We start from the raw sequence: 25,096 nt of genomic DNA on the forward strand, positions 1-25,096 counted from the left end.
CGCTGCGCTGCTGCTGCGCAGTGACATCCAGCGAGAGCTGGATGATCTTCGTCGCCCGGCCGGCACGGTCGAGGACGGGGCAGTAGCTGACTTGCAGCCAGACCTCGCTGCGGTGTTTGGTGAGGTGCCGTGAGCATGATGTCCGAGCTTCACCCTGAACAACGGCCGCCCAAAGTTTCTGCTGGTCCCCGCTTCTTGCCTCGTGCGGATCTAAAACGGCTTCGAGCGAGCGGCCACGCAGCTCGTCGAGTGTATAGCCGAGTAGATCGAGATAGCGCGAGTTGGCGCCTGACACTGTGCCGGTCGGCGTCAACTCCACCAAGCCCTGCGCACAGCCTACAGCGTGCAGCACGGCATGATCGCCGCGAGAGAACAGCGACATGCATCCATCCTAGAAGCGGCGTTTTCGATTGAACCATGCCCCTTTGAGGGACCGGAGCGCCGCTCTGCCGCCAGGCGGTCTGCTGTTGCCTAAGATGGGCAATCAGGCCCTAAAAGGTAGTTAACCACTAAATTGATCTTTGATCTAATCAAAATTTCGCACAAGTTGTACGCCCGGGACGGCTGCGCCGTGGCCGATAAAGAGAACTCCTTCGCCTTCCAACACCTCCTTAACCTTAGTCATCGTGGAGCGACTGCTCGGCCGGCTTTGATCATCGGCCTCTACTCGCTTGATCGTGTTTGCTGAAAGACCGGTTTTCAGGCTGAGCTTGTCGATGGACCAACCGAGCATCGCCCTGGCGGCACGAACCTGCACGCCGGTGATCACAGAAGATACTGCGGAACTACGTTCGAGCTGCCGGGAATCGGGCGGCATCCGACCCTGTCCAGATGCAAGACTTCTCAGCCAGATTTCATCTGTAACAATTTGAGCCAGTCGCGCTAGCAGCCACCGATCCTCATCGCTGAAGGTGCGTGGCTGTCTGTCGATAATGCACAGTGAACCGATCCTGATTTCCGGTGCGACGACGAGAGGCGCGCCAGCATAGAAACGGATGAACGGCTCCCCGGTCACCAGAGGGTTCAAGGCGAAGTCAGCATGCGCGCGGGCGTCGGAAACCACTAACACGCTGTCGTGCAGGATTGTGTAGTTACAGAACGCCTGCTCCCGCGGTGTGCCAGGGACGTTCAGGCCGCATTTGGCCTTGAACCATTGCCGGTCCTCATCAAGGAGCGAGATGAGTGCGATCGGGACATCGAAGAGCGACTGAGCGAGCTGGGTGATGCGGTCGAAGGCCGGAGCGGGCGGTGTGTCGAGCAGCTGGAGACGATGGAGCGCTGCAAGGCGCCGGCTCTCGTTCTGCCTCGGCGGCATCGGTGATGTGAATGCGGTCTTGATCATAACATGCACAGCCGGTCCGCTTTGACGGGCGCCTCTGTGTTAAGGCCACTGCTCAAAACGGAGAATGGGTACGATCAGGCGCGGGAACGATGTCCCTCCGCTGACAACGAGCGGGTCCTTGTAGATGGAGAAGCTTGGCTAAGTGACGCCTAGGGCCGCATGGCAGTGATGCGGAGCAGTCGACGTCACAGCAAATTGTGCGAAAAATATCCAGAGTCAGCTCGACGCGTGTCACTTATTGGCGCGAAGGCTCGTGAGTTTGCCACCGCACAAATTTTGGCACTCGATCCGCAGCCTGCAGCGGCCATGGCCCTTCGCGGCGTCATCATCGCTAATATAATACATAGATCAAGATTAAACAGCCTTGCCTGGCTCACTGCGTCATCATGAATTGGAGAGGGGCAAGTTTTAACCAACGAAACAGACTCTCTTTTAAGACTGAGGCCATCACGATCTCCAGCGGAGGACGAGATGCAGTCTATACTAACCTGTGTTACGCAGGCGCATGACCCTCGGCTGATGCTTGTGGCAGGTTTTATCTGCGTCGCGGGCATCTACGCCTCCTTCGCCGTCGCCAACCAAGCAGGTCGATCAGAGGGTGCGGCACGCCGCAACTGGGCCGGCATCAGTATCGTCGCCGCCGGCTGCACCGCTTGGGCGACCCACATGATCGCGCTACTCGCGTTCGATCCAGGCATGGCGGCAGGCTTCGAGCCGATCATGACCACCTTGTCCCTGCTGGCCGGAATCGGTGGAATCGGCCTCGGGATGGTGCTCGTCGTCGGCCGGCGGCATCGTCTCAGGCGCCTCGCAGCCGGGCTGATTCTCGGCCTCGGTATCACGGCCCTGCACTATCTCGGCCAAGCCTCCTACCGGGTGACGGGGCAGGTTGCATGGGACATGTCCCTCGTTGCCGGATCCTGCCTGATGGGTCTCGCACTGTTCGGCCTCGCGCTGGTGCTGGCAGGTGAACGCAACCACGGCCTACGCCGATTGGGCGCTCCGCTGCTGATCGCTGCCATCGTCGTCCTGCACATCGGCGGCATGTCCGCGGTAACCTTGACCTTCGATCCCGAGGTTGCGCTTCCAGTGACGGCCGTCGCGCCCGCCACGATCGCGCCGGTCCTCGCGGCCATCTCTCTCGCGTTGGTGATCCTGGCTTTCGTCGGTCTGCGCTTGACCCTGCATGCGCGGGCGCAAGCGCGGCAGGACCAGCAGCGCCTGCGCAACCTCGCCAACATCGCTCTGGAAGGCCTTGCGGTCTGCAACGGCGAGGTCATCGCGACCGCCAACCACAGCCTCGAACGGCTGTCCGGCCTGACGCAGGCCGAGCTGACCGGGCGCCACCTGTCGGTGCTGCTGCCGGGCCTCGTGGTGGCCGATCTTCCGGAGCAGGAAGAGCGTGACACTGAACTAGCCGCCGCCGACGGCCAGTCCCTGCCTGTGCGCGTGCTGCGCAAGGACGTTCAGCTCGGCCGCAAGCGCCAGACCGTGGTCGCGATCCGCGATCAACGCGAGCGGCTCCACACCGAGGCGCGCATGCGCACACTGGCCTTCACGGATGCACTCACGGGGCTCCCGAACCGGGCCCGGCTCGGCGACGTGCTGGCGCAACGCGCGGCCGTCCTCCGAGAGAGTGGGCGAGGCTTTGCCGTCCTCATGCTCGATCTGGACCGGTTCAAGTTCGTCAACGACGTCCTCGGCCACGCCATGGGCGACGCCCTGCTCCGCAAGGTCGCGGAACGCCTGCGGTCGGTCATCTCCGAAGACGATGTGGTCGGGCGCCTAGGGGGCGACGAGTTCGCTGTCCTCGCGCTCAGCGTGCAGGAGCGCGGCGGGCCGCAGTGCTTGGCCGCGCGCATCGTTGAGGTGATGGACCGTCCCTTTCTGTTGGACGGGCAACTGGTCAATGTCGGCGCCAGCGTCGGCGTCGCCCTGGCGCCGCAGGACGGGTCCGATCCGGAACAGCTCCTGCGCAATGCCGACCTCGCGCTCTACCAGGCAAAGGGGGAGGGCAAGGCACGGTTCAGGATCTTCGAGCCCGCCTTGGCCGAGCGGGTCGAGGCGCGCCGGACCCTAGAGACCGACATGCGCCGTGCGTTGAAGGCTGGCGAGTTCGAGCTGCATTATCAGCCGCTAGTCGATGCGCATTCCGGGCGAGTGACGGCAGCGGAGGCCCTGGTCCGCTGGCGCCATCCCCGCCGCGGGCTCGTCTCTCCGGCCGACTTCATCCCGCTCGCCGAGGAGACGGGCCTCATCATGCCGCTCGGCGCCTGGGTACTGCGAACCGCCTGCACTGATGCGACACGATGGCCGAATGCGATCAAGGTCGCGGTCAACCTGTCCCCTGTCCAGTTCCGCGATGACCGGCTGCCCGAGGCTGTCGAGGACATCCTTCGAGAAACGGGTCTGCCCGCCCGTCGGCTGGAACTTGAGATCACGGAAGGCGTCATGTTCGACGACGAGGAGCGCACGTTGATGATGTTGTCCCGCCTCAAGGCTGCCGGCGTCGGCCTTGCCATGGACGATTTCGGCACCGGCTACTCCTCGCTAAGCTACCTGCGCCGGTTCCCCTTCGACAAGATCAAGATCGACCGCTCGTTTGTCCGCCAACTACCCGCTGACGCTGAGAGCGCTGCCATCGTTCGGGCCATCATCACCATGGGCTCGTGCCTTGGCATGACGACCACAGTCGAAGGCGTCGAGACGGCCGAGCAGTACGCGTTCGTGGCGTCGGAACAGTGCAGTCAGGTGCAGGGCTACCACGTCAGCCGCCCGCTGCCGTCCAAGGACTTCGTTGCATTCCTAGTTGGCCAAAAAGCAGCGGCTTAGGTTGGTTTGGAGTTTTGGGATGTCACCACGAGTCGAGCCCGCATGTCCGACGGCGCCCGGCTCGCAAACAGTGCAACAGACGAAATGGTCGCGGCTGGCTGCGTCCGCTTCCTCCTCCTCAGGCGACACGGTCGAGCAGCTGATAGGTGCGCAGCAGCCGCAGGGTACGCAGGATGCGCAGGAAGCCAGCCCCCTCGCCGACGATGGGCGCGAGGAACGAGGCGATGGCGGCGAGGTCGGCCCAGGTGGTCGGGCGCATGAACTCGCGGGCCGGCCGCGGGCATATGGCGAGCCGCGACAGAAAATCCACGGTCACCGCTACCCCGATCAGCACATCGACGCCCTCGACCAGCGGCTCGCGCGGCATGAATGAGGAGACGACGATGAACAGGAGGGTGGCGAGGTCGAAGGCGAGCAGCCCGTAGCGGAAGCGGTGGGCGCGGTCGGTGTTGCCCTCGTACAGGCCCCGAAGCCGCTCGGTCAGGTGTGTCATGCGCCAGGAAACATTCGCTCGCGGGTCTCGGAGGCCGAAACCCGTACACTGGACACGGTTCCGGCGATCTGAACAGGGTGCCGGCCGTCGCACCCGCATTGTGGATCCACCGGGGCCGGGTTGTGCCTGCCGCCTGCCGATGCGATAGCCCACCCGAGGGTGCGCGGTCCGTCGGTCGGACCGGCAGGACGAGCGCTGGTCGGGCCGCCAGCGCCGGAGACCCGTGCCCGTGTCGTCCTCCCCCCATGCCGTTGCGCGGCCTCGCCGACGTCCGATGTCGGCCCTGCGCGACACGCTCGTCAGCGAGGCCGGCGGCGGCCTCGTCCTGATGGCGAGCGCGGTGCTCGCGCTCGTGGTGGCGAACTCTCCGCTCGCGGACACCTACTTCGCCGCGCTCAAGGCCTATCTCGGCCCGCTCTCGGTGCTCCACTGGATCAACGACGCGCTGATGGCGGTGTTCTTCCTGCTCGTCGGGCTGGAGATCAAGCGCGAGATGCTGGACGGTCGCCTGCGCACCTGGCCCGACCGGGTGCTGCCGGGCCTGGCCGCGGCAGGGGGCATGGCCGCCCCGGCCCTCGTCTACGCCGCCGTAAACTGGTCCTCGCCCGAGACGCTGCGGGGTTGGGCGATCCCGGCCGCAACCGACATCGCCTTCGCGCTCGGCGTCCTGGCGCTGCTGGGGTCGCGCGTGCCGGTGTCGCTGAAGGTGTTCCTGACGGCGCTCGCCATCATCGACGACCTCGGCGCGGTGCTCATCATTGCAGTGTTCTACACCGCCGACCTATCTCTGCCGATGCTGGGCGGGGCCGCCCTGGTTCTCGCCGTGCTGTACGGGCTGAACAAGGCCGGCGTGGCGCGCCTCTGGCCGTACCTGCTGCTCGGCGTCGTGCTCTGGTTCCTCGTGCTCAAGTCGGGGGTGCACGCCACCGTCGCCGGAGTGCTGCTGGCGATGACGGTGCCGTTGCGGCAGAGCGTGGGCAAGCCGGACGACCCGACCTCGCCGCTGCACATCCTCGAACACGCGGTGCAGCCGTGGTCGGCCTACCTGATCCTGCCGGTGTTCGGCTTCGCCAACGCGGGCGTGTCGCTGGCCGGGTTCACCCCGCACATGCTGTTCGACCCTGTGACGCTCGGTGTGGCGCTCGGCCTGTTCGTCGGCAAGCAGCTCGGCGTATTCGGGCTCGTTCTCGCCGCGGTGCGCCTCGGGCTGGCGCAGCGTCCGGCCCACGCGACCTGGGCGCAGGTCTACGGCGTCTCCCTGCTCTGCGGAGTCGGCTTCACGATGAGCCTGTTCATCGGCCTGCTCGCCTTCGCGGACGCGCCGGCCCTGGAGGGCGAGGTCAAGATCGGCGTGCTCGCCGGCTCGGTCGCCTGCATGGTGGCCGGCGCGCTCGTTCTCCTGGTCGCCGCCCCGAGGGAACATCGCGCGCGGAGAGACCCTGCCTGAACGGGACGGGCGACGTCCCCACGCATTGAACCCGTGCCTTGCGGACGCCGCCGGCATCCACGCCGGGCAAACCCTGCGCCGAGGATCGCCTCCAACTGGCGAGGAGGGGAGGGTCACGACCAAGGGCCAGATGCCGGTGGCTGGGAATGGGGAGGACCGCGGGTGAGGGCGAGGGTAAGGGCCTGGATCGAGTTCCTGGGCGACCAGTTCTGGCTGCGGCCGGCGCTCGTCGTGCTCGCCTGCATCGGCCTGGCGCAGGCGGCCGTCTGGCTGGAGGCGGCACACATCGCCGGCTACGATCCGTCCTCCCCGGATGCGAACTGGGGCTGGGCCGGGGGCGCCGAGGGGGCAAGGGCGCTGCTGAGCGCGGTGGCCTCCTCCACCATCGGGGTGGCGGGCACCACCTTCTCCATCACCATCGCCGCACTGACGCTCGCCTCGAACCAGATGGGACCGCGGCTCCTGCGCAACTTCGTGCGCGACGCCCGCAACCAACTCGTGCTCGGCGTCTTCCTCGGCACCTTCGCCTACGCGCTGATGGTGCTGCGCACGGTGCGCACCGTCGCGGAGGAGACCTTCGTCCCGCATCTCGCGATATCGGGCGCCGTGCTGCTGGCGCTGGTCTGCCTCGGGACGCTGGTCTGGTTCGTCCACCACGTCGCCACAAGCATCAACGTCGAGACGGTGGTCGACGCCGTCCACCGCGACCTCTGTGCGGCGGTAGAGGCACGGACCCGCGACGCGGCCGACGTCCAGCCGCCGGCGGAGCCGCCACGCGGCGCCCCGGTCGCGCCAGCGGACGGCGGCTACCTGCAGGCGGTCGACACGGAGGGCCTCGCCGACTGGGCGCACGAGCGGCGCGTCGTCCTCGCCCTGAGGGTCCGGCCGGGCGATTTCGTGCCGAGGGGATTCCCGGTCGCCTTCCTCTCCGCGGGCGTCGAGGACGCCGCCGACGCCGTCGCCCGGTCGCTCACCTTCGGACGCCGCCCCGCGGCGCTGCAGGATCTGGAATACTCGGTGCGGCAGCTCGTCGAGATCGCGGTGCGGGCGCTCTCGCCCGGCATCAACGACCCGATGACGGCGGGCAGCGTGCTGGACCACCTGGGCGACGCCCTGTGCCGGATCGCGCCGCGCCACCTGCCCACGGGCGCCGTCGCGCGCGAGGGTCGCATCGTGCTCGTCCATCCGGTGACGGACTACGACGGGCTGTGCGACGCGATGTTCCACATGATCCGCCAGAACGCCGCCGGATCGGTCCACGTGCTCGCGCGGATGCTCGACGTCCTCACCCGCGTCGCGGAAGTCGAGCGTCTGACCTCGCGCCTGTCCGCGCTCGGGCGCCATGCCGACCTCGTCCTGGCGGCCGCGCGGCGGGACGTCGTCGACCCGAGCGACCTCGCCGACCTGGAGGAACGGCACGCCCGCCTCGTCCAGGTGCGGACTGGAGCGGGGCAACCTGCGGGGTGAACCGGCGCCGCGCGCTCTGTCGAGAGGGAGGGTGGCGCTTGCTGGGTCGACCCGGCGGGATCAAGCACGGGGACCCACCAGTCGAGCGGAGGCAAAAGCCCGACGAGGACCGGATGACCGACAAGCCGAGATATGTTTGGCCCATGGTGGGTTCGCTCGTCGTCGTACCCTTGCTGGGCTTCGCAGGAGGCCTCGCGCCGCAACCGACCTTCGCGCGGGATGGAGACCCGTTGGATCGCGCTCGGGCTCTATCAAGGGGTCGCACCCTTCCCAAGGCAAAGCCAGGCGCAGTCGGAACGCCGCCGATCATCACGAGGAAGGGCTCGTCCGTCCCCAGTACGCCCGCCCCATCGAAAGCGCGCAGAGACCCGAGCCGCTGATCGGCGGGGAACGGTCGGCGGCAGGTCCGTTCGGTTCGAGGCGGGCGGCGGGGTGAGGGGTGACGGCGCTACCGCAAGGCTAGGGCATCGAACCACCCGTGCGCGGCGCCGTAGCGGATGATCTCGGCGCGGGTCCTCAGCCCGAGCTTTTCGGCGGCCCGCGCCTTGTAGGTCTCGACCGACTTCACGCTGACGTCGATGCGCCGGGCGATCTCCTTGTTGCTGAACCCCTGTGCGATCAGCCGCAGGGTCTCGGCCTCGCGCGGGCTCAGCGGCTCGCGCCCCTCCGCCGTGCCCGGGCGCCCGTCCGTACCGGATGTTTCAGCCAGGGCGTGGCCGGCGATGGACGGGTCGAGGTAGACGCCGCCGGAGGCCACGGCCCGGACCGCACGGAGCAGGTCGTCCGCCGCCGAGCGCTTGAGGAGGTAGCCGCGCGCGCCGGCCCTCATCAGCGGCTGCACGTAGGCCGCGTCCTCGTGGACGGTCAGCACCAGCACCCGGGTGCCGGGGCATTCGCCCGTCACCCGCTCCGTCAGTTCGAGGCCGTTCAGGCCGGGCATCGAGACGTCGACCACGGCGACGTCGGGCGCGACGGCGCGGATCATCGGCAGCGCCTCGCCGCCATCGGTGGCCTCGCCGACGAGTTCGACCTCGGGGTCGGCGTTCAGCAGCGTCCGGATGCCCGCGAGGACGACCGGATGGTCGTCGGCCAGGACGACGCGGATACGGTCCATGCTTGGTCCCTCTCGTGGGTCAGGCGGCGGGTGTCACCGGGATGCGGACGAACAGCGTGGTTCCAATGCCCGGGGACGCTTCCAGCGCGAGCGTGCCGTTCAGGAGGGTCAAACGTTCGCGGATGCCCGAAAGACCCAGCCGCGGCTCGGTCTGCGCGCGCCCCTCGGACGGGGAGGTGCCAGAGCCGGGCTCGAAGCCGACGCCATCGTCCTCGATGATCACCTGGACCTCGTCCGGGCGGCGGTCGACGCAGACGCTGACGGTGGCCGCGCGCGCGTGCTTGAGGACGTTGGTGAGCGCCTCCTGCACGATCCGATAGACCGCGCTCTCGACGGCCGCCGACAGGCGCGAGGCGTCGCCGACGAACTCCAGGTCGGACCGGACGCCGTGACGCTGGCCCCACTCGCGCAGCAGCGTCGCCAGCGCCTCGCGCAGGCCGAGGTCGTCGAGGGCGGTCGGGCGAAGGTCGACGGCGGCGCGGTGGATGTCGCGTCCGACCTCGCCGGCGAGGCGCTGCAGCCACTGGATCTGCCGGCCCGCCTCGGGCGACGCCCCCTGCGCGTCGAGCAGTCGTTCCAGCCCCTTGAGGCCGAGCGACAGGCCGGTCACCGTCTGCCCGACCTGGTCGTGCAGCTCGCGCGCGATCCGGCGCTGCTCGTTCTCCTGCGCCTCGCCAAGGCGGCGCAGCAGGTCGAGTCGCTCCGCCTCGGCGCGCTTGCGCGGTCCGACGTCCGAGACCACGCCGTAGACGAGGTCGGCGGGGTCCTCCGCCCGAAGCCGGGGCGCTCGCCCGGTCAGGCGCACCCACCGCGGCTCCGGGCTCCGTTGCGAGACCCGGAACTCCACGTCGAGGGGCACGCCCTCGGCGAGGCTCCGTCGCAGTTCCGCCGCCAGCCGCTCGCGGTCGCCCGTGTCGACCGCCAGGAAGGCGATGTCGGCGTCCGCGGTCATCTCGCGCCCCTCCGGCACCTCCGCCTCCCACCCCAGAAGTTCGGCGGCGCGTCGGGAGGCCGTCACGGTCTCCTCGGCCGTATCCCATCGCAGGGTACCGAGCTCCGCGGCCTCGGCGGCGACCGCGCCCTGCTCCTCGCTCGACCGCAGGGCCAGGGCAAAGCGTGCCTGCTCGCCCGCCCGGCGCTGGGCCATGTCGCGGCCGACCAGGCCGACGAGCGCGAGGCCGAGACCGATGCTCAGCACGCTTCCGCCGGCCAGCACGAGGTAGGAGCGCAAGACCGGCGCGTTCAGCGTGGCGACCGGCAGGCCGAAATGCACCGACCAGCCCCCAGTATCGTTCAGCGTGCGGTAGACGACCTCGACGTCCGGCCCCTCCAGGGTCGAGCCGGTGTAGAAGCCCTGCGGGGCCCGCCGGATGGCGGCCTGCAAGGCGGCGCTGGCCGGGTGGCCGAGTTCCTCCGCCTCGGCCCGGGTCCGGGCGATGGTGTTGCCCGCCGCGTCGACGATGGTGCCGACCCAACCCTCCGGCGCGCCCGCGTCGCGAAGGATCGAGCTGACCGCATTCGTGGCGAGGCCGACCGAGAGGACGTGGCGGAGCGCTCCGTCCCGGATGACGGGGACCCGCAATGCGACGAGGCGCTTGCCCGAGATCGGCCCGAGCGGCCCGATCCCGCCGACCACCGGTCGCCTCGTCCGAACCACCGCGTCGAAGCTCGCGCGGTCGGCGGTGGGGCCGAGTTCGTCGTCGAGGGAGCGGAGCAGGTTGACGACCTGGACGCCGTCGGGACCGGCGAGCTCGACGGTCTCCCAAAGCGGGTGCTCCTGCCTCAGCCGCTCGGCCTCGGCGTAGAAGGCGGCGAGATCCGGCCGATCGAGGCTGGCCGAGGCAGCCTCGGCTCGAAGGACCGCGACCTGCGTCGCGATGTCGGAGGCGACGCGCTCGGCCACCCGGCCTGCGCTCGCCACCGCGGCGCTCCGGGTCAATCCGCGCTGCTGCTGCGCCATGAGGGTCGCGACCCAGCCGCTGAGCAGCAGCACGGGGATGGCGGCCGCCACCGCGAGCGCGACGAAGGTCCGTCCGTTGCCGCGGTGCAGTTCGGGACGGCCGGCGTCACCGGTCTCACGTCCGGCGGTCATACGGGTGTAACCGATCAGGAGGGGCCGTGGCGGACGTCCCCGCCGGTGAGACCGGCCGGGCCATACTCCCTACCGTAGGGTAGACCGAGACAGCGCCGTCCTCGACCAGCACGCTGACGATGGCGCCATCGGTCAGCACGCGCGGGTCGGTCACCGCCTGCTCGTCGCCGAGGAGGCGACGTCCCGACGCGATCACCTGCAGGACTTGGCGGTCGCCCCCGGCGGCGGCGTTCCGCTCCAGGTCCCGCAACCGTTCGATGAGGTTCGGCGGCGCGGACGCGTGGTCCTGCTGGCCCGCCTCGACCAGGGCGGTGACCACCCGTTCCAGGCGCCCGAAGGTCCGGCCCTCGAACGAGTGGGGTCGCTTCCGTCCCATCGCCCCTCCGTCGCCTTCCCGACCTTCTCCGAAGCCTTGCCTTAGGGCCACGGGAGCCTGGGGTCGAGGCGAAGGCCCGCGACCTAGCCCAAGGTCGGGTCGACCGCCCCGTTCCGGGCCGCCGGGCCGCGGGCCTTCGCCTCGACCCCAGCCGGATGCGGAACCCGCTCGGCGAAGTCCCAGGTCGATCCGTCGTAACCCTCGTACCAGGCCCGGCGCTCGCGGGAGTCCGCCGGGTGGGGACAGGCATCCCGCGGGCGCCCGAGGGCCCGGGCGCGGGAACCCTGCCTGATGATGTCCATGATCATCGCCGCTCTCTCCACCACATCGACGTTTACGAAGCGGCTTCGAGGTGCGCCCGTATCCCGGCGGGCGACAAGCGGTTTCGCCGGGCGTCGCCGTTCTCACCGACACCTGTCAGGCTCGTCCCGACACAGCCCGGGTGCCGGAACGCTTGGGCGTGGCCCCGCGGACACGGGACCACGCGCAGGGGGTCAAGAGTTCTTGTTGTACTTGAACTCGGGCGCGTTCTTCAGCGCTTCCTTGTCGGTGTCGACCATCGCCTTGAGCTTGCCGTCCGCCTTGTGCAGGAAGATCGACGAGGGGTCGACCAGCACGTAGCGCTCGCCCATGCCGAGGAAGCCGCCGACGCTGACGACGACGCCGGTGACCGTCTTGCCGTTGTCGATGACGAGATCCTCGACCTCGCCGATGGTCTCGTTCTTGTTGTTGTAGAGGTTCTTGCCGACGAGCTTCGACGAGGTCACCTCGGCCGGCTTGGCGGTGACGAACTTGATCTTGGCGGTCGCGGTGTCGGCCATGGTCATGCCGCCCATGCCGCCGGCCGGCGGCGCCTTCATCTGGTTGGTCTGGGCCTCGGCGGGCGGCTGCGCCGCCTTGTCCTGGGCGAGCGCGGGGCCGGCGAGCACGGAGCCCGCGAGGAAGACGCCGAGTGCGAGGTTCTTCATCGGTTTCACCTGTCTATGCCGACGTGGGCTCGACCCGTCCCGAGGTCGGACCGGCGCACGCCGAGGGAGTCGGGAACGGGTGGCGCCCCGGCGGGAATGCCGGGTCGCCTCGACGGGGGTCAGTAGCCGCAGGTGCAGTAGGAGCCGCGGGCGCCGTACCCGTATCCGACCGGGGCATAGCCGTAGCCGCCGTATCCCCCGTAGTAGGCCGGCCGGGCCGCCGTTGCGGCGAGGCCGAGCCCGAGGCCGGCAGCCAGGCCGAGACCGGGATAGCCGCGGCGGTAACCGTAGCGTCGCCCATAGCCGTAGCGCGGACCGCCGAAGCCGACGCGACGGTACCCACCGAAGCCGCGGCGGTAGCCACGGAAGCCGACCGAACGGTATCCCCGGAAGCCGTGGCGGACGCCCCGGAAGCCGCCGTGGTGACCGGCGAAGCCGCCATGGTGGAAGCCATGGCCCCTGCCGAAGGGCCGCGCCTCGCTCGACGGCGAGAACAGCATCAGGCTCGATACGGCCGCGAGGGCCAGTGCGAGACGTTTCATCGGGTTTCAGCTCCGTGATGGTGGTGGCTGACCCTTGCGGGCCACGACCGTGACGGGTTCGACGGGGTGGTCGATTGTCTGGCCGCGGGCCGGACGTTCCTGCGCCGGACCGCGGGGGACGCTCGGGCTCGGCGCCCCTCTCTCCCCGCTCACGGAGTGATCTGTGGCGCCGGGGATGGGTGCGCAGTCGGAGAAGACCGCATTCCTGTCGGGACAAACCTGACACGCCTGAGGGCGCCTCCTCGGGGTCGGCTTGCGCGGCCGGTTTGGTTCACGAAAGCTTAAACCGGAGCCGCCGACCCTGCCGCCATCGTGCGGGCGGCAGTGCCCGGCCCGCCCCGCTCACAGGACGAGGGAGAGACATGAGGACGGCCATCGTTCGGAAGGCTCGGCTCATTTGGGCGAGGCGGGCGGTTTCAGGAAGCGCGGTCGGCGCGGGCGACGCACAGGTGCCGACGGTCCCGGCGGACGGGTCCGTCGAGGACTGGGCACGCCTCGGCGGCGGCCTGGCATCGGCCGACGCCGATCTCCGGTGCGGCCTTGGCGGCACTGCCACGGGCGACCGCGGCACCCGATATCCCGGTCATGTCGTGTCGCCATCGCCATGACGCCGGGTCGGGCCCGTCGGTCCTGCAGGCCCCGTCGACCTGCCGACGGTGGCGGCGCTGGCCGAGCGAGTTGCCGCGTCCGGCCAACGACAACGGCGACGGCGCCACCCCATGGCCGCCCTGGGCCGCGTGCGGGATTGCGGTGGGTCTGCTCCTGCTCGTCGGCCTGGCCGGTCTCCTCGCGTCCTGATGCCGGTCGTTCGCGAGCGCCGACGGTCTAGCCCGATTCGCACGCCCCGGAGCTAGCCGGGCGAAGGAGACCCGTCATGTCCCGTTCCATGCTTCGCAAGGGCCGCTGGCGGCACCTCGCCTTCGGGCCGCGCCCTGCGGCTCCGCGCGCGTCCGATCTGGTCCTGGCCGTCGTCGCGACGCCCTTGCTCGCGGGCCTCTGCCTGCTGGCGGCGGCCAACATCGCCGGCGACCTGGCAGGCTGACCGTCACGGGTTTCGGCGGGCCTCCCGGGCGGAGCCGGCGGACGCGTCACCGCCGCCCGTGCCCGATCCGACGGTTCGCGGGTTGTCCCTCGAACGGGACCACCGGCAACGAGGAGCCGCTCCATGCTCGACACCACCCGCAGGGCCACCGTCTACCGCATGGTGATGGAGAAGCACGTCTGCCCCTACGGCCTGAAGACCAAGGACCTGCTCGAACGCGAGGGCTTCACGGTCGACGACCATTGGCTGACCACCCGCGAGGAGACCGACGCCTTCAAGGCCGAGCACGACGTGAAGACCACGCCGCAGACCTTCATCGGCGGGCGGCGCATCGGCGGCTACGACGCGCTGCGGCGTCATCTCGGCAAGGAGGTCAAGGACCCGAACGCGACGAGCTACACGCCCGTCGTCGCCGTCTTCGCGATGACCGCCTTGATGGCGATGGCGGCGAGCTACGCGGCCTACGGGACGCCGCTGACGATGCGCGCGGGCGAGTGGTTCATCGCCTTCAGCATGTGCGTGCTGGCCATCCTCAAGCTGCAGGACGTCGAAACCTTCTCGTCCATGTTCCTGGGCTACGACCTGCTCGCCCGGCGCTGGGTCCGCTACGCCTACGCCTACCCGTTCTGCGAGGCCCTGGCCGGGGTGCTGATGGTGGCGGGCACCCTGGACTGGCTGTCCATTTCCGTTGCCATGTTCATCGGCACGGTCGGCGCCGTCTCGGTGGTCAAGGCGGTCTACGTCGACAAGCGCGAGATCAAGTGCGCCTGCGTCGGCGGCTCGGGCAGCGTTCCGCTCGGCTTCGTCTCCTTGACCGAGAACCTGATGATGGTCGGCATGGCGGTCTGGATGCTGGCCGTGCACCACTGACCAAGCGGCAAACGACGGGACCGGTTTGGCTACACCTCCCCACCGTTCGCGAATGTGCCCTAACCTGCTCAGCCCATGACGACCTGGAGTTCGTTGGCGCGTTCGTCCAGCCGGTAGGGCTTGCTCAGGAGCGGCAAGTCGACCGGGACCGCGTGCTCGTCGAGCGCCGTGCCGGTTTAGCCGGAGGTCGGCAGTACCCGCAGGCCGGGGCCCAGCCGCCGGACTTGCACCGAGAGCTGCATCCCGTTCATGCCGCCCGGCATCACCACGTCCGAGAACGGGATGTCGATGCCCTCCGGGCCGTCGAGGCGTTCCAAGGCCTCGGAGGCGCGCATCGCGATCAGCGTCCGGCAGCCGAGCCAGCCGGGGCCAGTCGGCCGCCGTTTCGGCGGAGCGCGGCAGGCAGAGGCGGACGGCATCACCCGCGAAGGGGCTCCGGCTTGCGGTCCTCCGGGAGCATGCTCCTCAGATGGTCTCGCACGATCTGCGCGCTGAAGGGCTTGCCGATGAAGTGCGCGCCCTCGGGCAAGTCGCCCGGCTCCGGCTTGGCGTGACCGGAGGCGACGACGATGGAGATGTGCGGCCAGCGCTCGGCGGCGTACCGGGCCAGGGCGAAGCCGTCCATCGTCCCCGGCATCTGGACGTCGGTGAACAGCAGGCAGAGATGTGGGTGACGTTCGTGCAGCAGGCCGACGGCCGCGTCGGCATGGGCGGCCTCCAAGGTTTCGAACCCGGCATCCTCCAGGATCGCCAAGGCGTCCATGCGGATGAACGCATCGTCGTCGACGACGAGGGCGAAGGAGGGCGCGGGTGAGATGGAGGTGGTCATGGCCGGGGTACAAGTTGGACCGCCTCGAAAAGGTCCCGACCGCCGCCTGCGCATGGTTTGATCCCGGACACCGGGTTCGCATGGGCGTGGCCACATCGGCGAACCCGCGCGATGGTGGGCCGCGACCGAACGGGTTGGGCCGTCGGGAGTTGCCGGGTCAGGACCCCCGTGGCACATAGGTCCGCTGGCTGGGAACAGTTCGGCGGCCGGGGACGCATCGCGTCCTGGCCCGATGAAGCTGATCCACGCATGTCGCCAGAATCGTCGGCCCTTTTGAACCGCGCCCTGCAGGACCGCGAGCGGCTGGCCGTCCTCGACGCCTACGACATCATCGACACCGTGCCCGAGGAGGGCTTCGAGGACCTCGTCCAGTTGACCGCGCTGGCGTGTGCGACGCCCGTCGCCCTCGTCAGCTTGGTGGCCCGGGACCGGCAATGGTTCAAGGCGCGCGTCGGCTTCCCGTCCTGCGAGACCGACCTCGACCGCTCCGTCTGCAAGTTCGCCCTCGCCGAGCCCGACATCCTGGTCATTCCCGACCTGACCGCCGACTCCCGTACCGCCGCCAACCCGCTCGTGACGGGCGAGCCTCGCATCCGCTTCTATGCCGGCGCGCCGCTGCGCTCGCCCGAGGGCCACACCGTCGGCAGCCTCTGCGTCATCGACACGAAGCCGAGGCCCAATGGGTTGACCGCCACGCAGGCCGGGCACCTCCGCCGCTGCGCGCGTCAGGCGATGAGCCTGCTGGAACTGCGGCGCGCCACGGTGGAGAAGGCGGTGGCGGTCGGCAGCCGCGATGCCGCCCTCCGGCGCGAGGGCCACCTCGCCATCCTGGCCGAGGCGTCCGCGGCCCTGCTCACCGCCTCCGACCCGAGCCGCGTGATCGAACCCATCCTGGAGACCAGCACGCACAGTCTCGGCTTCGAGCAGTGCTTCATCTACGACCTCGCACCGGGCGGGCGCAGCGTCCGCCTGACAGGCTCCATCGGCGTGGACGAGGCGATGCGCGCGGCCGTGGCCGACATCGACCTCGACAAGCCGCTCTGCGGGATCGTGGCCCGGACCGGGCAACCCCTGGTGCTGGCTCACGTGCAGGACGGGTCCGAACCGCGCTACGCCATGGCGCGCGAGAGCGGCGTCGATGCCTATGCCGGCTATCCCATCCGGAGCCGCGGACGCCTCTCCGGCGTGATCTCTTTCGGATCGAGCACGCAGGGGGCGTTCGACGAGGATACGCTCACCTTCTTCGCGACCATTGCGCGCTACCTCTCCGCCGTGCGCGAACGGCTCGACGGCGAGGCGGCCCTGCGCGCCAGCGAGATGCGCTCGCGGCTCGCCCAGGAGGCCGCGCGGATCGGCACCTACGAGGCCGACATCGCCTCAGGGCTGATGACGGTCTCCCCCGAGTTCTGCCGCCTGTTCGGCCTACCGGTCTCACCACTGCTCTCGGCCGACGCCACAACGGACCGGATCGTCCCGGAGGACACGCACCTAGCCTCGACGCAGGCCTCGCGGGAAACGGGGAGCACGCCGCCCCAGGCCACCTACCGCATCCGCCGCGCCGACGACGGGGCCGTTCGCTGGGTCACCCGCACCACCAGCTTCGTCCACGACGCCGAGGGTCGGCCCGTGCGCATGCTCGGGACGGTGCAGGACGTCACCGAGATCCAGGAGACGCTGCGGCTCCTGGGGGAGAACCAGGAGCGCTTGCGGGCGGCCGACCAGCGCTTGCAGGTCGCGCTCGTTGCCTCCGGGGTCGTCGGGCTTTGGGACTGGATGGTCGATACCGACCTGCTGCACGGCGACGCCAACTTCGCGCGGCTGTACGGGCTCGACGCCGGCAGGACCGAAGCCGGCCTGACCATGGAGCAGTACCAGGAGTTCGTCGTCCCGGAGGACCTCGAACCGCTGCGCGCACGTATCCGGGACACGTTCGAGCATGGCGCCGACTTCCATGTCGAGTACCGGCTCGCCATCCCGGGGCACGACCTGCGCTGGGTCGAATGCAAGGGGCAGCTCATCCACGACCCCGACGGGCAGCCAGTGCGGTTCTCGGGGACCGCCGTCGACATCACCGAGCGCAAGACCTCCGAGGCACGGCTCGCGGCCAGCGAGGCGCACTGGCGCGGCCTGTTCGAGCGGCTGAGCGAGGGGTTCATCGTCGGCGAGGTGATCCGCGACGAGGTGGGCGCCGTCCGGGACTGGCGCTACGTCGAGGTGAACCGGGCCTGGGGCGAACTCGTGTCCATCGACCCCGCGCTGGCGGTCGGGCGCACCATCCGCGAGATGTTCCCCGGCATCGAGGACGCCTGGGTTCACGAGTTTGCCGACGTGGTCGAGACCGGCCGGCCCGTGAGCTTCATCCGGCAGGTCGGAGGCCTGGAGCGCTGGTACGAGGGCCGCGCTTTTCCACTCGGCTCCGAGCGCTTCGGGGTCATCTTCCTGGAGGTGACCGAGCGGGTTCAGGCCGACACCCGCCGCGAGGGGCTGCTGGAGTTCGGGGAGCGGATGCGCACGGACGCCGATGCCGCCGGGGTCGTGAAGGCGGGCGCGGCGACCATCGGGCGGGTGCTCGGCGTCGGGCGGGTCGGCTACGGCACGGTCGGGCCGGACGGCGAGACCTTGGTCGTGGGGGACGGCTGGGGCGCGCAGGGCTTCCCCGCGCTCGCCGAGCGTCACCGCCTGGACGATTACGGCCTCTACGCCGAGGACCTGCGTCAAGGCCGCACCGTGGTTATCCCGGACGTCCGCGAGGACCCGCGGACCAAGTCGACCGCCGCGGCCCTGGAGGCGCTGGCCGTCCGCGCGCTGATCAACCTGCCCATCGTCGAGAAGGGCCGGATGGTGGCCATCCTGTTCGTGAACGGCGACCGTCCACGGGAATGGGCGGGACCCGAGGTCGCCTTCGTCCGGCAGATCGCCGAGCTGATCCGCCAGGCGGTCGAACGCCGTCACGCGGAGGCCCGGCAGGACCTCCTGAACCACGAGCTGTCCCACCGGCTGAAGAACACCCTGGCGATGGTCACCAGCATCGCCAACCAGACGCTCAAGTCGCTGCCCGACCGGGCGCCGGTCGAGACGCTGCAGCGGCGCATCCAGGCGCTGGCCTCCGCGCACGAACTGCTGCTGCGCCGAAGTTGGTCGCCGGCGCCGCTGCACGCGGTGTGCGAGGGTGTGGTCAACAACGCGGCCGATGCCGGGCGCTTCACCCTGGAGGGTCCGGACGTGGCCCTGGGCCCGGCCGCGGCCATGTCCGCGTCGTTGCTCCTCCACGAGTTGGCGACGAACGCGGCCAAGTATGGCGCGCTGTCGAACGACGCGGGCCATGTGGACCTGCGCTGGTCGGTCGAGGACGGGGCCGACGGGCCGGACCTGGTGATGCGCTGGCAGGAGCGCGGCGGGCCGCCGGTGGTCGCGCCGACGAGCCGCGGCTTCGGATCGCGCCTGATCCGCACCGGCTTGGTGGGAACGGGCGGTGTCGATACGGCTTACAACCCGGATGGCGTGGTGGCGGTGATGCGTGCACCGATGGTCGAGGTGCAACGGACATGATGGCGGGGGACAGGGACGACGGCCCGCACCCTGTGGTGCTGGTGCTTCAGGACGAGCCGATCCTGGCGATGACCATGCGGGAGTTCGTCGAGGAGGCCGGCTGCGAGGCGCTCGTGGTGCGCACCGCCGAGGCGGCCATCCGCATCCTGGAGGAGCGCACGGACATCCGGGTGGTGTTCGCCGATCTGGATGTGCGCGGGTCGATGATGGGCATCAAGCTGGCCGCGCTGATCCGCGACCGCTGGCCGCCCATCGAGCTCGTCCTGACGGGGGCCCTCCCGCCCAACCTCGATCATATCCCCGCTCGCGGCGTGTTCTGCGACAAGCCGTTCCGCGAGGCCAAGGTGGTGGCGGCGATCCGGGAATTCGCCGCTTAGGCCACCACCCCGGCCAGCGGCTCCACATCGACGCCTGCGGATTTCGCGAAGTCAGGCCCGTTTTGCCGCAGATGCGGCAGGTCCTGCCTATCCGGACCGGGCGCCCTTCACGAGGCGGATACGGAGATCCCTGTCAGCACCTTCGAAGCTCCACCGTGGGATGGCCGGGAAACGGCGCCTTAGGGAAACGGCATCGGACAGGTAGATTGTGTTTGCCGCAACCGGTGCTGCAACCGGTGGGAGGAACGCGATGTCGACGGATACCGAGAAGCACCGCGCGCTGCTGAGCGCCCTCAGGGACGCGCTGGGTAAGGGGGACGGCTCCTTCGAGCGGGCCGTGACCGATGCCTTCGAGCACGTCTTCGAGCACCTGGTCCGCCTCAACGACCACGTGTCGCTGGGTGGCCCCGATGGCAGCGCCCCCCACCTCAAGCCCGGCGAGTCCCCGACGCTCCGATAGGGGTCGGGCCCGGCGGGAGGAGCGATCCGGCGAGGGCTCAAGGCTGAGCCGAGGCGCGTTCGCCCGGCGTGGGCTCGGCACCGGCGGCGCCCGGCTCCGGGCCCTGGACGGAGGAAGGCGGGCGGGCACTGTCGATGTCCACCAGCGCGCCGATCGTGCGCAATAGCGCCCGACGCTCCGGCGCCCCGTGCCCGGAGGCGAGGAACGTCGTCAGGTCGCTTCGGGACGGCGTACCGCCCGATGGGCCGTTCGGTTCGTGGAGGACGAACACGTCCTCGCCGTTCTCCCCGCGGCAGAGGTACCAGCGGTCGCCGTTCGCCGAGGCGTATATCTGGGTTCGAACGACGGTCATGATGTCAGGCCTGGAGGAAGCCGGTGTCCCGTCGGGAAACGCGCACCGGCAGTCCGATTTCCCCCGGCTTTCCGCGTTCCCGTACCCGGCGGGCGTAGACGCGTCGGCGTCTGGCTCGGATCGTGGGCGCGTGCGCCTCCTGCCACGCCGGTACCTGGAAACGGTTTCCCTTCGCGGGCGTCGCGCGTTCTGGCGCCAGCGATGTGCGCGCCTTCATCGACTAGGTGGGCAAGGCCCTCTGGGCGGGGCGCTTGGCAAAGCGGGTTGCCGGCTGCCCAGGATAGGAAGAACCATACCTGAGTGAGTCGCTTCATGGGCCACAACATGCTGATGTCGTGGCCGCCGCTGCTAAGTCCGCTTCCTCCTACTGAGCAGACTTCTGGGCCGGCACGCTTGAATGTCCGCCTGGGGTCAGGAGTTAGCCCCCGCCTTGTTCAGCTTCGCGCCACTTGCAGACCTCCGTTCAGTGCCAGTGGAATGGCCGCTTGTTACCCCGAAACTGCCTTTGGCCTGAGGGATGCAGTTCGGAGCCCTGCCTAGACATGGGGAAGCATACCAAGTTCGTCGGCTTCGACGGGGGCACCAGTTCAGGCGCCAACGCCACACCTCCCAGCTTCGGAAGCCTGGTCGCCGGCAAATCCCTACGCAGTGGATTGACCAGCGCTTTCGGTGAACCTTAAGTGCCGCCATGCGCGGGTGCCTGCCTCGGACGGTTCAAGGCCGCGCGATCATCGCCGTGATCGCGCTGTACGCGCTCGTGCTGCAAGCCTTCCTAGGCGGCCTCGCGCCTCTTCCAGCCGCGCCTTTCGGCGGGGTGATCTGCGCCGAGCACAGCAGCTCAAGTGCGCCCGGTGACCAAGCGCCGGCTTGCCATCAACACGCTTGCTGCACAGCGGCCCAGGCTGCGCAGTTGCTTCATCCGCTCCAGTCGACGTTCGCGATGGTGGCCTGGGCCCCAACCGTAGTGGCCTCCGCCTCCTGGCGCGATGGCGGGACGGTCCAAGCCCGTGCGCCTCCCGACCAGTCCGTCAGCCCAAGAGGTCCGCCGGCCGCCTGACCGATCCGCTTTTCAGATCGCTCAGACCCGGACCTCACCCATGTCACAGTCTCTCCAGGGCGACGCGACGGCGTTTTCCGCCGTCGTCGCCGCGCGTCCGGCGCAGGACGCTGTCTACCGCGCCGTCTGGCGCTGGCACTTCTACGCCGGCCTTCTCTGCCTGCCCTTCCTCATCCTTCTCTCGGTCACCGGCTCGCTCTACCTCTTCAAGGACGAGATCAACGGCACCCTGTTCGCGTACCGAACGACGGTGGCGCCCCAGGCGAGCCGCACTCTCAGCCCGGACGTCCTGCTCTTCAACGCCTCGCAAGCCGAGCCCGCGGCGGTGCCGGTGTCGATGGCCGATCCCGCCGACCCGACCGCTACGGCCGTGGTGACGATGGCCGAGGGGCCGCGCCGGACCCTCGTCTACCTGAACCCCTACAACGGCGACGTGCTCGACCGCGTCGACCGTGACGACGAGTTCATGATGGTCGTGCGCCGCCTGCACAGCCTCGCCTACTTCGGCACAATCGCGAATGGCGTCATCGAGGTCGTGGCCGGCTTCGCCATCATCCTCGTGGTCACCGGCACCTACCTCTGGTGGCCCCGCCGGCAGAGTGGCGGGGTCGTCAGTGTGCGCGGCACGCCGCGCAAGCGCGTCTGGTGGCGTGACCTCCACGCCGTGACGGGCCTGGTCGCGGGCGCCGGCCTGTTCTTCCTCGCCGCGACCGGCCTGCCCTGGTCGGCTTGGTGGGGCCAGCAGGTGCGGACCCTATCCAACGAGGCCGGCGTCGGCCAGCCGCGCGCGCTCTGGGCCAACAAGCCTGTCTCGAACGTGCCGATGCAGGAGATGCTCACCACCACCGGATGGGCGATGGAGGACGCGCCGGTCCCGGTCTCCCAGCCGAGCGCGGCGGCTTCCATCGGCCCAGCGCGCGCCGTCGAGATCCTGCGCGGCCTCGGCATGCCGCCCGGCTTCGAGATCTCCCTGCCTGTGGGGGACACCGGGGTCTACGCCGCAGCAGCCTACCCCAAGGACGTGGCCTCGCAGCGGATGATCTCGCTCGACCAGTACACCGGCAAGCCGCTCGTCGACGTGCGCTTCGGCGACCTCGGCGGTGTCGCCCGGGCGATCCAGTACGGCATCGGCATCCACAAGGGCGAGCACTGGGGTCGGGCCAACCAGCTCGCGATGCTGGCCTTCTGCCTCGCCACCATCCTGCTGTCGGTGACGGCCGCAGTGATGTGGTGGAAGCGCCGTCCTGCTGGTCGCCTCGGCGTCCCTCCCTGGCCCCGCGACCGTCGCGTCGCCGCAACGGTGACCGTGATCGTGCTGGGACTCGGCGCGCTGTTCCCGCTGACCGGCTTGGTCATCCTCGTCATGCTCGTCATCGACCTGGCCATCCAGGCCCTGCGCCCGCGCCTGGCGTCCTGACTGCGCAACCGGGGACGAACGTGTCCCCGCCGCGCGCCTGTCCCATTCCCCCTTTTCCGGTCGCAGCGTTCGCCCTCGCTTGCCGCCCCTCGACGAGTGTCCGTCATGTCCCACCGCCGTCCAGGCCGATGCGCTCGCGCGCTGACCCTCATCCTTGCCACGAACCCGTTGGCCATCTCCGCCGCTCAGGCCCAAGGCGGCAGCCAAGCTGTCGCCCTGGAGGAACTCTCCGTCACCTCGGAGGGCAATGGCGCCCCCGGCGGAGCGCCGGCCACGTCGGCCGGCACCGCCGGGCCCGGCCTGCCGCCGGTCTCCGCCCCGACGCCGCTGAACAGGCCCGTCGGTGAGGTGGTCACCAGCGTCGGGCGCGAGGGCGTCATCGACAATCGTGCTGCGACGAGCGTGGCCGACATCCTGCGCAACAGCCCCGGAGTGACGGTGCGGCAGGGCAACGGTCCCCGCGACGTCGTCGTCTCGATCCGCGGCAACAACGCCCGCGCCACCGGCGTGTCGCGCAACTTCGTCGTCTTGGAGGACAGCTTCCCCGTCACCCAGGCGGACGGCTCCTCGCGCTTCGACCTCGTCGACCCGCGCGCCTACTCGCGCATCGACGTGTTCCGGGGACCGCAGTCACCGTTCTTCGGCAACTTCGCCACCGGCGGCGCCCTGAACTTCGTCACCCGTCGAGGTTCCGAGATCAACGGCGTCGAGTACGGCGTCGATGCTGGCAGCTTCGGCTACCTCAACAACTACGCCGCCTTCGGTGGGGTCAGCGGCCCGTTCGAGTACAGCCTGTTCACCAGCGACACGCGCGGCAACGGCTTCATCAGCCACAACTCGTTCGACACTCAGACCATCAACTTCCTGGGCACCTACGCGCCGACGCCGGATGACCGCTTCACTCTGAAGATCATCAACAACGAGGTCGCCACCGACCTGCCCGGTCGCGGTTCGCTCAACCAGTTCCGCCTTAATCCCTTCCAGCGCGGTTGCGCCTCCGCCTCCGCGGCCGCACCCGGTTGTGTGACCTACAACCTGGTCCTCAACGGCCGGAACGGCGCCACCGTGCCGGTGACCGCCGACGAGGGCGCGTTCTTCCGCGGCGACCGGCGCACCATCGTGGGCGGGCGCTGGGAGCACGACTTCGACGCCTTCACGACCTGGCGGACCCAGCTCGTGTTCGACGACCGCCAGATCAACCAGCCCTTCTATACGTCCTCGGGGCGCGGCGACTTCCCGGGCTTCAACTTCCTCACCGACGTCACCCGGCGTGGCGACCTGTTCGGCCTGCCAGCGACCGGCTACGTCGCGCTCGCCTACAACACCCTCGACAGCCACAGCCTGACCTACAACCGCGCGCCCTACGGCGGCCCGCGGCTCGGCGCGTTGACCGCCGACCTTGAGGCCACGCAGGCCAACCTCGGCGGGCGGGCCCGCGTCGAGCTGCAGCTCTCCGACCAGTGGATCGCGGTCGCGGGCATCAGCGCGGAGAACACCACGATTAACGGCCGCAACATCACCTACGGATTCCCGGCCGCCGGCGGCGTCACCACCACCCTGGCCAACATCGATCGTAGCTTCCTGAACGTCGCGCCCGAGCTCTCGCTGCTCTACCGGCCCAACGCCGACTGGCAGTTCCGGGGCCGCGTGGCGACCGGCTACGCCACACCCTCGGCCTCGAACCTCACCGTCACCTCCGCCGGTGTGCCCGGCAACAACGGACAGCTCCAGACCCAGGAGAACCTCGGCTTCGACGTCGGGGCCGACTGGACGCCGCTGCCCGGCGTCCGCTTCAGCGTGACCGGCTTCTATGAGTTCTTCCGCAACGAGCTCGTCACGCAATCGCCGGGTGCCGGCCTCCTGAGCTACACCTTCAACGCGCCGGCCTCGGAGCATCGTGGCGTCGAGGTCGGGGCGGACTGGGCTTTCGCGCCGGGCTGGCGGGCGACCGCCGCGTACACCTTCGACGACCAGATCTACACCCGGTACGTCGAGCAACTCAGTGCCGGCAGCCTGACCCGGCGCTTCGACCGCGCGGGCAACCACATCCCGGGCGTGCCCGCCAACCAGCTTCTCGCACGGATCGGCTACGAGCAGGCGACCGGTCCCCTGGCGGGCCTGGGCGGCTACGTCGAGACGGTTTTCCAGGACGACTTCTTCATCGACAACGCCAACCTCCTGAAGGCGCCCGGCTACGCCATCGTGAACCTCAACGTGCACTACACGACGGAACTCGTCGGCTACGCCAAACGGCTGAGCCTGTTCTTCGAGGCGCGGAACGTCCTCGACAAGACCTACGTTGCCTCGGCCCAGAACCTCGCGAACTCGATCAGCGCCGCCACCGGCCTTCAGAACGGCGCGGGCGTCCTGGCCAACACCACAGGCTCGGTATTCGCGGGCGCCCCGCGTAACTTCGTCGGCGGCATGCGGCTGTCCTTCTGATGCCGACTAGGAGCGTGACGCCTCGACA

21 protein-coding genes and 1 pseudogene are annotated in these 25,096 nt (G+C 69.4%); 10 read left to right on the forward strand and 12 right to left on the reverse strand.

What is annotated here, in order from left to right:
• Together MFF24_RS24585 and MFF24_RS24590 are read right to left on the reverse strand one after the other, a co-directional pair.
• The coding region (locus MFF24_RS24585) for a PAS domain-containing protein (protein ID WP_238228649.1) at positions 1–382 on the reverse strand (382 nt) is incomplete at its 3' end.
• Positions 383–526: 144 nt separating this feature from the next.
• Positions 527–1,342, reverse strand: a complete 816-nt coding sequence (locus tag MFF24_RS24590; RefSeq protein WP_238228650.1) for a GAF domain-containing protein — start codon at positions 1,340–1,342, stop codon at positions 527–529.
• Positions 1,343–1,861: 519 nt separating this feature from the next.
• On the opposite strand from MFF24_RS24590, the gene MFF24_RS24595 reads away from it, so the two are divergent.
• Positions 1,862–4,174 carry a putative bifunctional diguanylate cyclase/phosphodiesterase gene (locus MFF24_RS24595; protein ID WP_238228651.1) on the forward strand — a complete coding sequence of 771 codons (2,313 nt, stop codon included), beginning with the start codon at positions 1,862–1,864 and terminating at the stop codon, positions 4,172–4,174.
• A 124-nt stretch (positions 4,175–4,298) separates the two neighbouring features.
• Here MFF24_RS24595 and MFF24_RS24600 read toward each other — a convergent pair.
• Positions 4,299–4,667, reverse strand: a pseudogene (locus MFF24_RS24600) (ion transporter); the annotation flags it as partial.
• A 274-nt stretch (positions 4,668–4,941) separates the two neighbouring features.
• On the opposite strand from MFF24_RS24600, the gene nhaA reads away from it, so the two are divergent.
• Positions 4,942–6,114, forward strand: coding sequence for a Na+/H+ antiporter NhaA (gene nhaA, locus MFF24_RS24605; RefSeq protein ID WP_238228652.1), 1,173 nt, complete (start codon positions 4,942–4,944; stop codon positions 6,112–6,114).
• A gap of 162 nt (positions 6,115–6,276) precedes the next feature.
• Positions 6,277–7,581 (forward strand): DUF2254 domain-containing protein, encoded by a 1,305-nt coding sequence (locus tag MFF24_RS24610; protein ID WP_238228653.1) that lies wholly within the window; start codon positions 6,277–6,279, stop codon positions 7,579–7,581.
• Positions 7,582–8,029: 448 nt separating this feature from the next.
• On the opposite strand, the gene MFF24_RS24615 is transcribed toward MFF24_RS24610, so the two are convergent.
• From MFF24_RS24615 to MFF24_RS24640, 6 genes are all read right to left on the reverse strand, one after another.
• Positions 8,030–8,695, reverse strand: a complete 666-nt coding sequence (locus MFF24_RS24615) for a response regulator (RefSeq protein WP_238228654.1) — start codon at positions 8,693–8,695, stop codon at positions 8,030–8,032.
• 19 nt (positions 8,696–8,714) lie between these two features.
• A complete protein-coding gene (locus MFF24_RS24620; protein WP_238228655.1) occupies positions 8,715–10,787 on the reverse strand; it encodes an ATP-binding protein in 2,073 nt (690 codons plus the stop codon).
• Complete coding sequence (locus tag MFF24_RS24625; RefSeq protein WP_238228656.1) at positions 10,771–11,163, reverse strand: hypothetical protein; 393 nt, start codon at positions 11,161–11,163, stop codon at positions 10,771–10,773. Before MFF24_RS24625 ends, MFF24_RS24620 begins: the two co-directional genes overlap by 17 nt.
• Positions 11,164–11,246: 83 nt before the next feature.
• Entirely contained in the window at positions 11,247–11,465 is a 219-nt protein-coding gene (locus MFF24_RS24630) for a ribosome modulation factor (RefSeq protein WP_238228657.1), read from the reverse strand.
• Positions 11,466–11,657: 192 nt separating this feature from the next.
• The gene (locus MFF24_RS24635) at positions 11,658–12,131 is read right to left on the reverse strand and encodes a PRC-barrel domain-containing protein (protein WP_238228658.1); all 474 of its coding nucleotides are present in this window, start codon (positions 12,129–12,131) and stop codon (positions 11,658–11,660) included.
• A gap of 119 nt (positions 12,132–12,250) precedes the next feature.
• Positions 12,251–12,673 (reverse strand): hypothetical protein, encoded by a 423-nt coding sequence (locus tag MFF24_RS24640; RefSeq protein ID WP_238228659.1) that lies wholly within the window; start codon positions 12,671–12,673, stop codon positions 12,251–12,253.
• A gap of 874 nt (positions 12,674–13,547) precedes the next feature.
• On the opposite strand from MFF24_RS24640, the gene MFF24_RS24645 reads away from it, so the two are divergent.
• Both MFF24_RS24645 and MFF24_RS24650 read left to right on the forward strand, forming a co-directional pair.
• On the forward strand, positions 13,548–13,715 hold the full coding sequence (locus MFF24_RS24645; protein ID WP_238228660.1) for a hypothetical protein: 168 nt from the start codon (positions 13,548–13,550) through the stop codon (positions 13,713–13,715).
• A 123-nt stretch (positions 13,716–13,838) separates the two neighbouring features.
• Positions 13,839–14,585 carry a glutaredoxin family protein gene (locus tag MFF24_RS24650; protein WP_238228661.1) on the forward strand — a complete coding sequence of 249 codons (747 nt, stop codon included), beginning with the start codon at positions 13,839–13,841 and terminating at the stop codon, positions 14,583–14,585.
• Positions 14,586–14,761: 176 nt separating this feature from the next.
• On the opposite strand, the gene MFF24_RS24655 is transcribed toward MFF24_RS24650, so the two are convergent.
• Complete coding sequence (locus tag MFF24_RS24655) at positions 14,762–15,004, reverse strand: hypothetical protein (protein WP_238228662.1); 243 nt, start codon at positions 15,002–15,004, stop codon at positions 14,762–14,764.
• Positions 15,004–15,414 carry a response regulator gene (locus MFF24_RS24660; RefSeq protein WP_238228663.1) on the reverse strand — a complete coding sequence of 137 codons (411 nt, stop codon included), beginning with the start codon at positions 15,412–15,414 and terminating at the stop codon, positions 15,004–15,006. The genes MFF24_RS24655 and MFF24_RS24660 overlap by 1 nt, the downstream gene beginning before the upstream one ends.
• A 249-nt stretch (positions 15,415–15,663) precedes the next feature.
• On the opposite strand from MFF24_RS24660, the gene MFF24_RS24665 reads away from it, so the two are divergent.
• The 3 genes from MFF24_RS24665 to MFF24_RS24675 all read left to right on the forward strand — a co-directional run bounded on the left by MFF24_RS24665 (position 15,664) and on the right by MFF24_RS24675 (position 19,800).
• Entirely contained in the window at positions 15,664–18,963 is a 3,300-nt protein-coding gene (locus MFF24_RS24665) for a GAF domain-containing protein (protein ID WP_238228664.1), read from the forward strand.
• Positions 18,963–19,340: a response regulator gene (locus MFF24_RS24670; RefSeq protein ID WP_238228665.1), complete on the forward strand. Its 378-nt coding sequence runs from the start codon at positions 18,963–18,965 to the stop codon at positions 19,338–19,340. Before MFF24_RS24665 ends, MFF24_RS24670 begins: the two co-directional genes overlap by 1 nt.
• A 250-nt stretch (positions 19,341–19,590) precedes the next feature.
• Entirely contained in the window at positions 19,591–19,800 is a 210-nt protein-coding gene (locus tag MFF24_RS24675; RefSeq protein ID WP_238228666.1) for a hypothetical protein, read from the forward strand.
• Between the two features lie 37 nt (positions 19,801–19,837).
• Here MFF24_RS24675 and MFF24_RS24680 read toward each other — a convergent pair whose 3' ends face one another.
• Positions 19,838–20,152 carry a hypothetical protein gene (locus tag MFF24_RS24680; protein ID WP_238228667.1) on the reverse strand — a complete coding sequence of 105 codons (315 nt, stop codon included), beginning with the start codon at positions 20,150–20,152 and terminating at the stop codon, positions 19,838–19,840.
• 1,097 nt (positions 20,153–21,249) lie between these two features.
• Between MFF24_RS24680 and MFF24_RS24685 the strand changes: the two genes are divergently transcribed.
• A complete protein-coding gene (locus MFF24_RS24685) occupies positions 21,250–22,626 on the forward strand; it encodes a PepSY-associated TM helix domain-containing protein (protein WP_238228668.1) in 1,377 nt (458 codons plus the stop codon).
• A 105-nt stretch (positions 22,627–22,731) separates the two neighbouring features.
• On the forward strand, positions 22,732–25,068 hold the full coding sequence (locus MFF24_RS24690) for a TonB-dependent receptor family protein (protein WP_238228669.1): 2,337 nt from the start codon (positions 22,732–22,734) through the stop codon (positions 25,066–25,068).
• The last annotated feature ends 28 nt before the right edge of the window (positions 25,069–25,096 follow it).

It is taken from the genome of Methylorubrum aminovorans, from assembly GCF_022179725.1.
In the GTDB taxonomy this organism is placed as follows: domain Bacteria; phylum Pseudomonadota; class Alphaproteobacteria; order Rhizobiales; family Beijerinckiaceae; genus Methylobacterium; species Methylobacterium aminovorans.